This is a genomic window from Flavobacterium sp. (genome assembly GCF_036405015.1).
Lineage (GTDB): Bacteria > Bacteroidota > Bacteroidia > Flavobacteriales > Flavobacteriaceae > Flavobacterium.
In genome coordinates this window covers 1-15,532 of record NZ_DASWYK010000150.1, presented here as the reverse complement: position 1 = coordinate 15,532, position 15,532 = coordinate 1, and the positions used below count along the sequence as shown (strand labels likewise).

Annotated in this window: 13 protein-coding genes; 9 read left to right on the top strand and 4 right to left on the bottom strand. The window is 32.0% G+C overall.

What is annotated here, in order from left to right; translation table 11 throughout:
- Positions 1 to 108 precede the first annotated feature (108 nt).
- Positions 109 to 690: a hypothetical protein gene (locus tag VGE71_RS11755; protein WP_331138504.1), complete on the bottom strand. Its 582-nt coding sequence runs from the start codon at positions 688 to 690 to the stop codon at positions 109 to 111.
- A gap of 53 nt (positions 691 to 743) precedes the next feature.
- Positions 744 to 1,289, bottom strand: coding sequence for a hypothetical protein (locus tag VGE71_RS11750; RefSeq protein WP_331138503.1), 546 nt, complete (start codon positions 1,287 to 1,289; stop codon positions 744 to 746).
- 195 nt (positions 1,290 to 1,484) lie between these two features.
- Between VGE71_RS11750 and VGE71_RS11745 the strand changes: the two genes are divergently transcribed.
- Positions 1,485 to 2,192 carry a LytTR family DNA-binding domain-containing protein gene (locus tag VGE71_RS11745; RefSeq protein ID WP_331138502.1) on the top strand — a complete coding sequence of 236 codons (708 nt, stop codon included), beginning with the start codon at positions 1,485 to 1,487 and terminating at the stop codon, positions 2,190 to 2,192.
- Positions 2,189 to 4,267 (top strand): tetratricopeptide repeat-containing sensor histidine kinase, encoded by a 2,079-nt coding sequence (locus VGE71_RS11740; protein ID WP_331138501.1) that lies wholly within the window; start codon positions 2,189 to 2,191, stop codon positions 4,265 to 4,267. Before VGE71_RS11745 ends, VGE71_RS11740 begins: the two co-directional genes overlap by 4 nt.
- Positions 4,268 to 4,516: 249 nt before the next feature.
- Here the strand turns inward: VGE71_RS11740 and trxA are convergent, their stop codons facing one another.
- Complete coding sequence (trxA, locus tag VGE71_RS11735) at positions 4,517 to 4,834, bottom strand: thioredoxin (protein WP_008466289.1); 318 nt, start codon at positions 4,832 to 4,834, stop codon at positions 4,517 to 4,519.
- A 245-nt stretch (positions 4,835 to 5,079) separates the two neighbouring features.
- On the opposite strand from trxA, the gene VGE71_RS11730 reads away from it, so the two are divergent.
- From VGE71_RS11730 to VGE71_RS11705, 6 genes are all read left to right on the top strand, one after another.
- Entirely contained in the window at positions 5,080 to 7,551 is a 2,472-nt protein-coding gene (locus VGE71_RS11730; protein WP_331138500.1) for an AsmA family protein, read from the top strand.
- A 200-nt stretch (positions 7,552 to 7,751) separates the two neighbouring features.
- Positions 7,752 to 8,996, top strand: coding sequence for a DNA cytosine methyltransferase (locus VGE71_RS11725; RefSeq protein ID WP_331138499.1), 1,245 nt, complete (start codon positions 7,752 to 7,754; stop codon positions 8,994 to 8,996).
- Positions 8,981 to 11,203, top strand: coding sequence for an ATP-binding protein (locus VGE71_RS11720; RefSeq protein ID WP_331138498.1), 2,223 nt, complete (start codon positions 8,981 to 8,983; stop codon positions 11,201 to 11,203). Before VGE71_RS11725 ends, VGE71_RS11720 begins: the two co-directional genes overlap by 16 nt.
- 3 nt (positions 11,204 to 11,206) lie before the next feature.
- Positions 11,207 to 12,496 (top strand): hypothetical protein, encoded by a 1,290-nt coding sequence (locus VGE71_RS11715; RefSeq protein ID WP_331138497.1) that lies wholly within the window; start codon positions 11,207 to 11,209, stop codon positions 12,494 to 12,496.
- A gap of 333 nt (positions 12,497 to 12,829) precedes the next feature.
- Positions 12,830 to 13,276, top strand: a complete 447-nt coding sequence (locus VGE71_RS11710) for a very short patch repair endonuclease (RefSeq protein ID WP_331138496.1) — start codon at positions 12,830 to 12,832, stop codon at positions 13,274 to 13,276.
- Between the two features lie 101 nt (positions 13,277 to 13,377).
- Positions 13,378 to 13,692, top strand: a complete 315-nt coding sequence (locus VGE71_RS11705; RefSeq protein WP_144215830.1) for an HPF/RaiA family ribosome-associated protein — start codon at positions 13,378 to 13,380, stop codon at positions 13,690 to 13,692.
- A 96-nt stretch (positions 13,693 to 13,788) separates the two neighbouring features.
- Here VGE71_RS11705 and VGE71_RS11700 read toward each other — a convergent pair whose 3' ends face one another.
- On the bottom strand, positions 13,789 to 14,451 hold the full coding sequence (locus VGE71_RS11700) for a hypothetical protein (protein WP_331138495.1): 663 nt from the start codon (positions 14,449 to 14,451) through the stop codon (positions 13,789 to 13,791).
- 238 nt (positions 14,452 to 14,689) lie between these two features.
- Between VGE71_RS11700 and VGE71_RS11695 the strand changes: the two genes are divergently transcribed.
- Positions 14,690 to 15,178 (top strand): nuclear transport factor 2 family protein, encoded by a 489-nt coding sequence (locus tag VGE71_RS11695; protein ID WP_331138494.1) that lies wholly within the window; start codon positions 14,690 to 14,692, stop codon positions 15,176 to 15,178.
- The last annotated feature ends 354 nt before the right edge of the window (positions 15,179 to 15,532 follow it).

The window sequence follows — 15,532 nt, the reverse complement described above, 5'->3', positions numbered from 1 at the left end:
ATAAAAAAACGGCGTTCTAAAGGAGCGCCATTTTCTATTTCAAACGAAAAAGGCCTGACAATCGTCAAACCTTTTCCTTTACTAATTCAAAGCTATCCAAAAAAAGAATTATTCTGTTTGTTGAAAATCAAAGCTCAAATCTCCAGCGTTGTAATTATTAGAAACAGTTGTTGGAAAAGTCTGTGCTGTACCACTTAGCCATCTGTATTCGTTGAATGTGATGTTTCCTGCAACAATTGGATAAACAGCATTAGAGTTATCTGCTTTGCTCTTTTTGTACCAGTCATTAGAGTTCATAGAAATGAGGTATTTTTTATCTTTTTCTAAAGCTAATTCGCTAATTTCTTTTTTAACCTCAACATCAGCTGTTGCTACATTTAAAGTCTCAGAACGTAATACTGCTTTCGTTGCAAAGTCCCAGATTGTAACACGCACAGCAGAATTTGTTGCGGGAAGTTTTAGCGTAATGGCCTTCATTTTTCCTTTTACCGTTGGCGTAAATACCAATCCGAATTCATAATCTCCTGCATTAATGAAATTCGATACTGTGGTAAAACCTGTTTGTGTATAATAAGCCGCTAACGGATTTTCGGTTTCAAATTTTGGAGTATTATCTTTATCGTCACTGCTGCAAGAAATCGCTAAAGCCGCAGTTAATAAAATCGTAAAAATGGTTTTAAAAGCTCTCATAATAGTTATTTTATTAGTTAAATCGCTTGATTAATTAATTTTGTTTTTAAGAATTAAGGCTGAATATTAAGAGCTGCACAAACTTCTTCGTAGCTCATTTTAGTATAATCGACTTTGGCAGTTTTTGATGTTGTTGCTGCCGCACCACCAGGAATTAAAATATAACGCCAGTTTAAAGAAGCAGGAAGTGCTACAGTCGTTCCGTCATTTGCATGTTTAAATCGGAACAATTTGATGTTACCTAGACTTGAAATCGCCGTAATGGTGTTAATTGATCCACCCGCTGTAGAGGTATAAGGAAGTGCAAAAACGTTAGTTCCAGATCCGAAAGACATATACACTAAAACAGTTCCTTTTGCCATAATATCTGCTGTAAGTTGTGGTGCAGCTATAGAAGTAGATAATCCTGATGTTCCGTCTATTGTTTCTGGTGTTCCTGCAGGAGCATTAATCCATGCGCTGTAAATCACATTTGCAGTTCCAGCTGGTCCTTGTGCTCCATCCGCGCCGTCTTTCCCATCGGTCCCGTCATCGCTACTGCATGAAATTGCTGAAATAGAAATTAGTAAAATGAAAAAAATCGTCTTAAAAGTTTTCATAACATTTTGGTTTTAAAATTTTAATTAAATAGTTCTTTTTTAATTTAATAGCTTATATTTTTGCAAAAATCAATAAGGACTTTTTTTTTCCTTATGACTTAATTACAGAACAAATTTGCGGCAATAAGTTTAGGCTCAAAACAGCCAATAGACGAACAACATTTTAAATAGACAGACGACATAAATTAAGTTTGAATGATGAAAAAATACACTTGTATTATTGTTGATGATGACGAAATTGACAGACTTACTGTGGTTTCTTATGCTAAAAAATTCCCTGTTCTGGATATTATAGGCGTTTTTGAATCGGCTGAAGATGCCGTTCCTTTTCTGGAAAAAGAAAAAATAGATATCCTTTTTCTGGATATTGATATGCCGGGTTTAAACGGAATTGAATTTAGAAAACAAGCTCTTAAAGTTCCTGTATGTGTTTTTATAACAGCACATCCGGAACACGCTGTAGAAAGTTTTCAGATCGAAACATTAGACTTTATCGTAAAACCTCTCAAACTGGATCGTTTTACACAAACCATAAATCGTATAGAAGAATTTATGGAAATCAAACTCAAAGCTTCACTATTTGAAGCCAGCATTGGAGGTGATACGATTTACATAAAAGAAGGACATGAACAGACCAAAGTAAAACTTCACGAAATTCTATATCTGGAAGCCTTAAAAGATTACACGCTGATTGTTACAGAACGAAAAAGACATTGTGTCCTTTCGAGTATTGGAAATCTCTTAAAAGAAGATCATTTTCAGTCTTTTGTTCGTATTCACAGAAGTTATGCGGTACAGAAACAATATGTTCAGAAAATAAACTCAAACGAAATTGTACTGAACAATCAAGCCATAATTCCAATTGGAAGAAGTTATAAGGAAAATCTAAATCTGATAGCATGAGAATCCTAAAGTTCTTGCTGTTAATCTTGATTCATTTTAATGCTTTCGCACAGCAGGAACCCAATTTAGCGCGCTATAAAACTACAGACGAAAAACTTAAAATCTGGCTACAGTATACCGAAAAAATTTTAGCCAATGAAGATTATTCAAAACTTATAACTGCCGCTGACAAAGGAATTGCCATTTCTAAAAATCAGAATGCTTACTTAAGTCGATTTTATATTCAAAAAGGGCTTGGTTATGAATTTACCAACAATCAGTATCAAAAAGCTCTTGTAAATTTTGAACTTGCCTGGAAATATGCCCGTAAAGCCAGACATTTAAAAAATGAAACAACTGCTTTAATGCGTCTTAATTATGTTTATTATTCGGTTCAAGATACTGTAAAAGGTAAATCTTTAGTAAAATATATTAAACAGGTTCTAGACACTACAAAGAGTACGTATACCAAATCAGTATTAAATGGAAGTTTAGCAGAATACTATCAAAATAATTCTGAATATGAAACTTTTATTAATTATCAGTTAAAGGCGATTTCTTATAAAAAATTACTCAAAAAAAGTATCGCAAACGAGGAAAACATTGGTATTTCATATCTTCAAATTGGGAGCGCTTACACCAAAATGAAACAGTTTCCAAAGGCTATTGAATATTTTAATGAAGTAAAACCGTATTTAAAAAACTCTCCGTATGTAATGGCTTATTTATGCAATTATTACCTGCATAGTTACGTCGTATTAAAAGAAAAAGATAGTATTCGTAAATATTACGATCTTGTTTATTCGTATCCAACAGCAAAAGATTCTCTTTTTATTAATTTAAGCTTTGCCAACAGAAGCATGTCTGAATATTTTGCAGGCCAAGGCAACCTAAATAAAGCGTATGATTTTGCTAAAAAATCGGTTTCGTTTGCAGAAAAATCAAATGATCCGGATATTATAATGGAAGCTAATACCAATTACGGAAAGGTTTTAAACGAAAAAGGAGAACACAAAAAAGCAATAGAAGTATTAAAAAAAGCTTCTGAAAAGGCTCTTAAATACGACAAAGAATCTTTTGTCATGATTAATAAAAAGCTCTCTCAAAGTTATGCTGCATTGGGGCAATGGAAAGAAGCTTATTATTACAACGAAATTTATAGTAAAAACAATGATGAAATGATGGCACAGTCTGCCAAACAGAACATCGCCAATGCCGAAGCTCGATTTCAAAACAAAACGAAAGCACAGGAAATTAAAAATCTTTCGAACGAAAATGCGATAAAAAACATTCAAATTGCAGAAGCCAAACAACAACGTATTTTCCTGATTTCGGGAATTACTCTGGTTTGTATCATCGGATTATTGTTGTTGAAACAAAGTCAGAACAGAAAGAAAACGAACCTGAAACTTCAAGCTTTGAATCAGGAATTGGATGAAGCTAATAAAATAAAGGCGCGATTTTTTAGTATTTTAAATCATGATCTTCGAAGTCCGATTTCGAATCTGATTCATTTTCTGCATCTCCAAAAAGAAAATCCAGAATTGATAGACGAAGAAACAGCAATCCGAATGCAACATAAAATTACAACGGGAGCTGAAAATTTATTGTCTTCTATGGAAGATATTCTGCTTTGGAGTAAAGGACAAATGGATAATTTTAAACCACAGTTTAGAAAAACAAAAATTGAAGTTCTTTTTAAAGAAACCGAAAAACATTTTTCGAATATAGAAAACATCGAAATTGTTTTTGAAAATCCTGAAAACCTCATTTTAGAAACAGACGAAAATTATCTTAAAACGATTATTCGAAATCTGACTGGAAACGCCATCAAAGCTTTAGACAAAACTCCAAATGCCAAAATCGTCTGGAAAGCCTGGCAGGAAAATCAGAAAAATTATCTTTCGATTACCGATAACGGCCCTGGCGGAACACAGGAAAAATTTAAAGCTTTATACGACGAATCAGAAGTTATCGGAATCAAATCTGGTTTAGGATTGCATTTAATTCGTGATCTCGCAACGGCTATAAATTGCAAAATTGAAGTTTGTTCAAAGCCAGATTCTGGAGCGACATTTACTATTATTTTTGAATGAAAGTTTGCCACGACCCGAGCGATAGCGAACAGGCGAAGCAATTCACAAATTTTATTTTGTAAAAATGCCACAGATTAAAATGATTTCCACAATTAATTATTGACAAAAAAAATCTTTTTAATCCGTGTAATCTGTGGCAAAAACTTTAGCCGTTTTATTAATGAAAATTCGTGAATTCGTGGCGAAAAAAATCCAATAAAAAAGGCTTGACTTTCGCCAAACCTTCTTTATATCAATCGTAATCTAAGATTACAATAAAGCGTCTAAACTATCTGCGTAGGCTTGTTTCGGAGCTACTCCTACTTGTTTTCCTACTACTTCACCATTTTGAAACACCAAAACAGTTGGTATGTTACGCACACCATATTTTGCAGCGAATTCTTGGTTAGCATCTACATCTACTTTACCAACAACTACTTTACCAGCGTACTCTTCGCTTAATTGGTCAATGATTGGACCAACCATTCTACAAGGACCACACCATGCTGCCCAAAAGTCTACCATTACTGGTTTATCTGATTTTAAAACTACTTCATCAAAAGTAGCATCTGTTATTGCTAATGCCATAATATATTAAGATTAAAATTTAGGTTTGAATATTTAACTTTCAAACTACAGTACAAATTTAAAAATTTAAAATAAATCAAACACCATTACTAAATTAGTTTTCATTATAAATGTATTGTCATTAATTATCAACTGTATAAAGGTTTTCTTTTGTTTGAAATTACAACTTATTCTACTGAAAACCAACCCAATAATATGTTAATCTTTTTTGTAGTATCTTTAATACTCCAAACGATTTGATTCTTATGCAACAAACTTTACTTCAAATAAAAACCTTTCTTCAATCTCATTCTTTTAAAAAGTATGCCAAACGTTTTGGCTTTTTCATTCTCGGATTAATCGGAATTCTATTAATTGCCTGTGGCGCTTTATCGGTTTATTTCAATCAAAATAAAAAAGAAATTATTGCAAAAGTCAATCATAAAATCAACGAAAACATTAATGGTCAATTTCATATAACCGATTTTCATTATAAGTTTTTAACTGGGTTTCCGAATTTCACGCTTGCTTTAAAAGAAGTTGAAATCAAAGACAATCAATGGCCAAGTCACAAACATACTTTGTTGAAAGCCAAGGAAATTGAAGCGCGGTTGAACATTTGGAGCTTATTGCAAAAGGAAATCAACATTCATAAAATCTTAATTAACGACGCTGATATTTACATTTATAAAGCCGAAAACGGATATTCGAATGTGAATATTTTTAAACCTAAAAAAAAGAAAGCACCAACCCACAACGAAAAACCCGAAACAACAATTGATTACGTAAACCTCAACAATGTTCATGTCATCATTGACAATCATTTAGGTCATAAATTGTTCGATTTTGATGTGGCGAATTTAGAATCGAAAGTCGATTATGAAAATGATAATTGGAGTACTAATTTGTATCTGAAAACCAAAATAAACAGTCTGGCTTTTAATACTGTTCACGGAAGTTTTGCCAAAGAAAAAGTACTCGAAGGAAATTTTGATATTTCGTATGCCGAAGCGCATCAAAAAATAAACATTAAAACACAGAAACTCAAAATCGGATCCGATGTTTTTGATATCATCGCTTTCTTTAATATCGGAAAAAACAATTCGCTTTTCGGAATCAATATTGGAACAGATATTTTGTGGAGAAACGCCTCTAATTTATTGTCTGGAAATATTAGTTCCAAACTGAATCAATTTGATTTAAAGAAACCTATTAAAGTCAATTGCGATATCAAAGGCGATTTGAATGTGGAAGGTGATCCAAAAATTGTGGTTCAGGCCGATATTCGAAATAACGAATTGACGATTCCTGATGGATTGTTTACCAATTGTTCTTTCAAAGGAATTTTTACGAATAATTTCAAGCCTCAAAACGGATTCAACGATCCGAATTCGGCTATTATCTTGACGAATTTTAAAGCTGACTATGAAAATATTCCGTTGAAAATTGCGAGAGCTACCATCAACAATCTCGAAAAACCAATAGCCACTGGAATTGTAAATGCTGATTTTGATATTTCGAAACTGAACGGAATGACGAACGAAAAAATCCTTCATTTTGAAAGCGGTCACGCCAAAGCCAACTTGAAATTTCAGTTTGATATTGTCGATTTGTACATCAACAAACCACGCATTACAGGCGATGTTGATATTGACAATGCAACGTTTGATTATCTTCCGAAAAACATTCGTGCCGAAAAAACAGCGGTACAATTATCATTTACAGAACAGGCGCTTTATATCAAAAAAATCGCTTACAAACACAAAAAGAACATCATCCGCATTGACGGAAAAATCGATAATTTCCTGAATCTGTATTACGATGCGCCCGAAAAAATGGTCGTAAACTGGAATATTTACTGTCCGAATATTGATGTGAAACAGTTTTTAGGTGTTTTAAAAAAATCTCCTGTTCAAAAAACGGCTCAAACCAAACAAGTCAAAAAGAAAAATGTCAATTTTACCAATCAGTTAAAATCAGTAATTGAGAAATGTACGGCTGTGATTAATCTTAAAGCTGATAAAATCACCTACGGTTCGCTTACCGCAACCAATACTCAAGCCACTTTACAAATGCTGAATTCTAAATTGCTGCTTAAAAACGGAACGTTACAAACTTCTGGCGGAAACATTACATTTAACGGCGCAATTCAACCCAGCGGAAACCACTATATTTTTAGTTCTACAGCCCACGTAAACCGAGTAGATATTGCAAGCTTTTTAAAGTCTTTCAACAATTTCGGAATCCATTCTTTCAGTCCAAAAAACATTCGTGGACGATTGAGTAGCAACGCTAATGTTACCGGTTTAATGAGCAGCAAAGGCGATTTGATTGTCAATTCGATGAGAGGAAAATTAGATTTTAATGTCAACCAAGGCGCCTTATTAAACTTTGACCCAATTATGAAAATCGGCAAATTTGCTTTTCCGCTTCGTGATGTAGAGAATATTACTTTTAGTGATTTATCAGGTTCACTAAATCTCCGCGGAGAACAAGTGGACATAAACAAATTAACGATAAGTTCCAGCGTCTTAAACTTCGACGTAGACGGAGTTTATTCTTTCGGCCGAGGCACCAATCTTGCGCTTACCATTCCGCTAAGAAACTCCAAAAACGACGCCCAACTGGCTACTAAGGAAGAACGAAAAGCTGTTCGCGAACGTGGTATTGTGCTACATTTGATTGCCTATGATAATGAGGGGAAGATTAAGATTAAGTGGGGGAAGAGGGATAAATGAAATCACGTATTTATACTCTATTTTCTCTTTTTATTTATTATTAACCTTGTTGTAAACAAAATTCATTATATTACGGTTTTCCATAATATGTAATTAGTTAATTAAAGTATATTTGTTTTATATTATTGTGATTTTTATTTTTGTAAGAAATTTTCTCAATAATAATATCGAATACTAACAAACGTTTTCGAATAAGTATTATGAATAATTTAATTATGGAGAATAATCTCAATTTTATAGATCTATTTGCGGGAGCATCTGGTATGTCGGAAGGTTTTATCAAAGCTGGATTTAACCCTGTTTCACATATCGAAATGAATCCTGAGGCATGTTTAACTATAAAAACAAGAGCGGCATATCATTACTTAAAATCAAAAAACAATCTCGATTTATATTATAAATATATTAAAAACGAAATTACTTCCGAAAATTTCTATAATGAAATTCCGGATGAAATTCTTAATTCAGTTATAAATATTGAAATTAATGACGACACAATTTCTGGTCTTTTTGATAAAATAAAACAGTCTAAAAAGCAAATCGATTTAATAATTGGTGGTCCGCCTTGTCAAGCTTATTCATTATTAAGAAGACATCAAGAAGATATTGAAAAAGATCCTCGAAATAAATTATACATTCAATACGGTAGATTCCTTAAAGAATTTAAACCAAAAGCTTTTGTTTTTGAAAATGTTCCTGGATTATTAACTGCAAATAAAGGTGAACATTTTAAAAATCTAAAAGCATATTTTAGAAGGCTTGGTTACGAAGTTCATCATGAAACATTAGTAGCTTCTGATTTTGGAGTTTTACAAGCACGTAAAAGAATAATAATTGTTGGATGGCGAAAGGAAAATGATTTTGGATTTCCAGAATTTGAAAAAATAATTCATGAATACAAAGTAAACGATGCTTTCCAAGATTTACCAGAATTAAAACCTGGAGAAGGATTTAAAACAGTAAAATATACTGAAGCCAAGAATGAATATCTTGAAAAATTTGAATTGCGAAATGGAGTCGATTTTGTAACACAGCATATTTCAAGACCACATAATTCAAGAGATTTAGCTATTTACAAAACTGCAATTCAAAAATGGAATAATGGACAAGAAAGATTACGTTATCCGGATTTACCAGAAGAATTGAAAACACATAAAAACGAAACAGCGTTTACAGATAGGTATAAAGTAATTGATGGATTAGGAATTTCTCATACCGTTGTAGCACATATAGCGAAAGACGGACATTATTATATTCATCCTGATGTAAAACAATGTCGTTCAATTTCTGTTCGCGAAGCAGCAAGATTGCAGTCTTTTCCTGATGATTTCTATTTTGAAGGTTCTCGTTCAGCAGCTTTTAAACAAATTGGCAATGCAGTTCCACCTTTAATGGCTAATGCAATTGCTAAAAAAATGAAAGATTTATTATGTCAGAAATTTTAAAAGAGAAACACTTTAATCCGAAAGCTCATATCCTAACATTACTAGGAAACGAACTCATAAAGAGCCCAGTCATGGCAATTTATGAACTTGTAAAAAACAGTTATGATGCGGACGCAAATAAAGTAGATGTTCGTTTTAGAAATATTGAAGATGTAAACAATGGAGTAATAGTTATAGAAGATGATGGAATAGGAATGACATCTGAAATTTTAGAAGATGTTTGGCTAGAGCCTGGCTCAGATTTCAGAAAACCTATTAACAAAGAAACTGGATTAAGACAAATAATCAAATCACCAATCTTTCACAGAGTACCTATGGGGGAAAAAGGTGTTGGAAGATTTGCCGTACACAAACTAGGAAGCCAAATTTATCTTGTTACCAGACCTTTATTAATTAAATTCAAAGAAGGTTCCAGAGAAATAGAAAGTCAAATATTGGCTGACTACGAAATACAGCTATATATTAATTGGAAAGATTTTAGTCAGTCAAAACATCTTTCTGATGTACCAATAAAATGGAAGATAAAAACTAATACAGATGAATTTCGATTTAAAGAAAAAAGCGGAACTTATATTCGTTTAAGTGGATTAAAAGAAAGTTGGACAAAGGGAATGGCTCGAGATCTAAAAGGCCAAGCTATCTCGATGCTTTCTCCTAAAATTAAAAAAGACACTTTTAAAATTAATTTAAATTTTGAAAATCAATGGTTAGTTGATTTTCCTTCTGTAAATTCAATTCTCGAAGAAGCGCCATATAAAATAACTGCCTTCATTGATTCGTCTTTTAATTTAACTTTTGAATATGAGTTTAATTTAAAAAATAATAGTTCAATAGGGAAAAGGGAAATCTTAGATGATCCCAAATATAATATAAATATAAAAGGAGGAATCAGACCAGATTTTAGAAAATATTTAGAAAGAAAAGAATATGAAAAAGATGTAATTGAAAAATTATTAATTGATTTTGACAGGGAAGAATTACCTTTTGGCAGTTTATTTTTTGAATTTTATTCTTTTGATTTAGATCCAATTTCAATAAGAGATTATTGTAGCGATGCTAAAATATTAAAAGAAATAATAAAATCACATTCAGGCATAAAGGTTTTTAAAGGTGATCTACGAGTTTACGATTATGGAGAACCAAATGATGATTGGTTGGGATTAGACTTAGAAAGGGTACAAAATAAAGATTGGTTTTCAAACAATCAAAACATTGGATACATTTATTTAGACCCTGAAACATCAAGCTGCTTAATTGAAAAAACTAATCGCGAAGGATTTATAAAAAATGATGCGTTTGATCTTTTTTATATTGTTCTCAAATACATTTTATCAGAATTTAAATCGACTCGTTTAGTTGACCGAAATAAATGGTTAAGATTTAATCAAAAAAATAGCGATAAATTATTTGATGATAAAATTCAAGGATTTAAAGCAATTATTGATGATACTAACTTTAGTGACGAAGAGAAAAAGAAAAAACTAATTGAAGAAGCTGAAAAATTAGAAAAAAAATATGATGAAGACACACAAAGTCTTTTAATTCCAGCTGGCGTAGGGATGACCGCTTCTGTAGCATTACATGAAATTGAAAAACTTGTCCCTCGTATGGAAGAAACGGTAAAATCTGACCCACTAAAAAAACATATTATAATTGATCAAGTAGACGAATTACGAGAATATACCGAGGGGATTTTATCTGTACTAAGAAAGGGAGGCAACAAACCTGTAAATGTTGAAGAATCAATAATTAAATCTTTTAATAATTATAGATCTAAATTTATTGATAGAAAAATAGATGTCAAAATAGTCGTTGACCCAAATTGCTCAACCATAAACTCTGACAAAAGATTTCTGATCACTATGTTAATGAACATTTTAGACAACAGTATTTATTGGCTTGATACCGTTTACAAAGATGAAAAGGGAATTTTTATTAAGACTATTAAAGACGAAAAAAGCAATTCGACTTCTATCATAATTGCTGATAATGGGCCTGGGTTTAAAGACGACATATCACTTATCATTCGTCCTTTTTTTACTCGTAAGTCTGATGGAATTGGAATTGGACTGTATTTGATTGATACAATAATGATGAAATATGGGAAACTTGATATAATTTTTGACAAAGAAAAATTACAAGAATTACAAATTCCAGCATTTTATGATGGTGCAGTTGTGAAATTAACATTTAGTAAAAATCAATAATTTATGATATCATTCGAACCTAATATTATTGTAATTGATGACAAATATGATGAAGTTTCTGGAATTGTAGAATATTATCAATCAAATGGATCTGGTTGTAAATTCTTCAATGCAGATATAGTTGAAGGAGATAATATGCCTCATAAAAATTATTCTGATGTTAATCTTGTTTTCCTTGATTTATACCTAGAAGGTGAAAAATTCGATGCTGAACAATGTTCTAATTGGGTAAAATCGATGATTCCTGAGAAAGCATTTTATTTACTTGTTATTTGGTCAAAAGATCCTTCAGAGATGAGAGAAGTAGTGGATAATTTAGTAAAAGAAAATAGATTGCCTTTCATTGTATTATGTGAAAACAAGACTGAATATCCTTCAATCAATGATGAAAAATATAATTTTGAAGAATTATTCAAGAAACTAAATCATATTTTTGATAATATCCCAGCTTTAGATGAAATATCTATATGGAAAAGAAATATTAAAACTTCATCCAATCAAGTTATTGGCAACTTAGCTAAAACTTCGGATCCAAGCATTTTCAATAATAAATTAAAAAAAATTATTATTAGTCACGGCGGTTCATCTGTAAAAACCAATATAAATAATAATCGAAAACGCTCGATATTATTTGACGCACTAGATAATGTTTTAATTTCGAATTCAAATAAAAACAACTTTGAAGATGAAATTAGTGAGCTAAATAATCAACAGCTATATAGTTTAGAAAACCCAGAAGAATCTGCCATTGATAAAGAACTAAATAGTTGGTTTCATTTTAAGTTTAATAATGAAAATTTAGACGGCCAAATATTACCTGGAATAATAGCCTATAATAACCATAGTTTATTTAAAAAATTATATTCAATTCAAGACGATCCCAAATTTGAAAGAATCCTAACAAAGCAAAAAGAAGAAAATATAATCATTCAAGATATTGTTTTAGTTTTATCGCGACCATGTGATATCGCTCAAAATAAATATGGAAAAAATATTAAACTCTTAAGTGGTATAATTTTAAAAAGCGCATTTCGAAAAACAAACACAAAAAAAGAAATCCATTTTAATGAATCTCTTCCTGATTCTAGTAAAAAATACGAACATCTTTTCTTTAATGAAGATGAAAACGATATAACATTAATATTTGATTTTAGATATAGTTTTTCTGTTCCTGAAAAAATATTTAAAGAAAAATTTAAAAACATAAAAATATTCAATAAAGAACTGTTATCCGAAATGCAAGTTGAATACAGTAGTTACTCCAGCAGATTAGGAATAACCCAAATTATTTAAAACTTTTTAAAAGTTGTAAAAACATAATAGTAGAACACTGAATTAAGAACAAAAAGCCACTTTGCAAGTGGCTTTTTCATTTTCTATCCTATTTCAACCTCCAAATAAGGATCCAGAATCTCTGCTAATTTATTCAACCAATAGAAACCATCTTCGAGATTAATGTTTTAGGGTTTTTAGTAGAAGAATTAATCATAAATTAAATTTCTATATAATTAGACACAATCTTCAACAAAACAATCAACATAATAATATAACTTTACCCCAACAAACCTATAACCCATTAAATACCACTAATTATTAAATTTCAAATGTTTAATAATTAAATTCCCAATGGACTGTTTCACTCCAGAACAACGCTCCAAAGTCATGAGTAAAATTCGTGGCAAAAATACCAAAGACGAAGTTCGTTTGGCAAAGGCGTTGTGGCATATCGGATTGAGATATCGTAAAAACAATCGGAAGGTTTTTGGCTCTCCAGATTTGACTTTTTCAAACTTGAAAATTGCCATTTTTGTTGATGGCGAATTCTTTCACGGAAAAGATTGGGAAACCAGAAAAAAACCAAAAACAAACACAGAATTCTGGATCAAAAAGATTGAACGAAATATGCAACGCGATCTTGAAGTCAATGCGTATTTGGAATCTCAGAATTGGAAAGTTTTACGTTTTTGGAGCAATGACATCAAGAAAAACCTAGGTTCTTGTATTGCTGAAATTCTAAATGTGATTAATTTTAGAACGCAGCAACTAGCTAAAATTCCACCTTCTTGGGATTGAAAAACAAATCGTTTAAAATTTCATAATATTTCCTTAACCCTCTTGTCTTTCTCCTTTAAAATAAATAAGTTTGAGTATGAATCATTAAAATATTATCCGTTATGAAAGTACAAATCAACACCGACAAAAACATTGAAGGAAGCGCAAGATTAGAAAGTTATTTTTCTGGAGAAATAGAAAAAAGCTTGAATCGATTTGAAGATAAAATTACCCGTGTAGAAATTCACTTTGGAGATGAAAATGGGGAAAAATTCAGCTTGCATGACAAAAAATGTGTGATTGAAGTCCGTCCTGTAAAATTACAAGCAATAACTGTTACAGAACACGCCGAAACGCTAGAAAAAGCTTTCAGTGGCGCATTGGCTAAAGTCAAAAAATCGTTGACTACCACTTTCGAAAAAATAAAAGAGTATTAGATTTTAAAATATTAAAAAAGTGACAAAGGCACAAAGGTGCAAAGTAACAAAGGGAAAACTTAGAACCTTTGTTACTTTGCACCTTTGTTACTTTTTCTAAGATTTCGGTAACGGAGCTCCAACTGCAATATCGCAACGGTGTCCTGGCTTTCCGTGTGGCGGATTCATTCCGTCTGCAACTGTAGTTTCAGTTCCTTCGGTACTCAACAATGCTGGAACCGGATTTGCTGCTGCTGGAGGTGTAACAGTAAAATTCTGCGTCACTGTTCCGCTTTGCGCTGTATTTGATGTTGTTGTCGCTTTTGCAGGAGCAGAATTTAATGGTGCTCCAACCGGAATATCGCAACGGTGACCTGGTTGCCCGTGTGGTGGATTCATTCCTTTTGCTGTTTTAACTGGCGTTGTAGTTGTCGTAACCACCTGTTGTTGCTGATTCTGATTTACCTGAACAGTTTGTCCTTGTGCTGGTTGTCCTTGCGGCATTGGTGCAGAATTCAAAGGTGCGCCAACTGCAATATCACAACGATGCCCTGGTTGCCCGTGTGCGGGATTAATTCCTTTAGTATCGCTTAAAACCGTATTTGGATTTGTTGCTGGATTTTGTACAACTGGCGCAGCCGTTTTAGTTGTATCTTTTGCAAGTCCTAACCTTACTAATTCAGAAGTCGATGTGCTTTCTTGCGGTTCTAATTCCTTTTTGCAGGAAACAAATACTAAAGAAGTTATAGCGAGCGAAGTGATAAGTAATTTTGCATTCATTGGGGTGGTATTTTTAAAATCTCTCAAATATACTTGTTTTTTCGTGATTTCACCATATAAGTAATGTAAGATAATTATTTGATAAGGTGCAAAGGGACAAAGGAACAGAGTGCCTAAGAATCTTAAAATAAAACTTACGTCCTCGTGCTTTTGTGGCAATAGTTCGTTTTCTTTAATTTCCTTGAATAACTTATATGGTTCAAAAAATTAATACCTTTAAACTCAAATAATATTACTCATGAAAAAAACACTTTTACTTCTTTTATTCGTTGCTTCTTTTGCAAATGCTCAAGCTGACAAAAACAAAATCAATCAAACTTTGGATGCTTGGCATAAAGCGGCTGGCGAAGTAAAATTTGACGCTTATTTCAATACTTTGGCAGATGATGCAATCTATATTGGAACAGATGCAACAGAAAACTGGACCAAAAAAGAATTCAAAGTCTGGGCAAAACCGTATTTTGACAAAGGAACAACTTGGAACTTTAAAGCTTTGGAACGTCATATCTTTTTTGATAAAACAGGAAAAATTGCTTGGTTCGACGAATTATTAGACACACAAATGAAAATCTGTCGCGGTTCTGGTGTTTTGGTAAAAGTAGGTAACGAATGGAAAATTAAACATTATGTTTTATCGATGACCATTCCAAATGACGAAGTTGATGCTGTAACCAAAATAAAAGCACCAATCGAAGACGCTTTAATAGCAAAGCTTCAAAAGAAATAAAACATTTTATACATTTCTTTTTATAAACATAACTTTTTAAGCACCTTACAAGCCGAATTAAGAAATTAATTTTAATAAATTCGGCAAAAACGGTGCTTTTTTGTAACTTTAAAATAAAATACCGTCAAAAAAAGGACGTGTATTTTACAAAATCAATCAAAATAAAAGCACAGCCTCTATTTTAACAGCCTTCAAAACAAGAATCTTTATTTTTTTTTAACTTTGACCCCAAAAAAAATAGGGTTAAACAAAGTATTTTAAAAATGAAAATAGAAAAACGCTGGATTATTTCCTTTATTATGATCAGTGTCGTGTGCACAATCGGTGCATTTTGGCCAACAGTAACCGAAAATA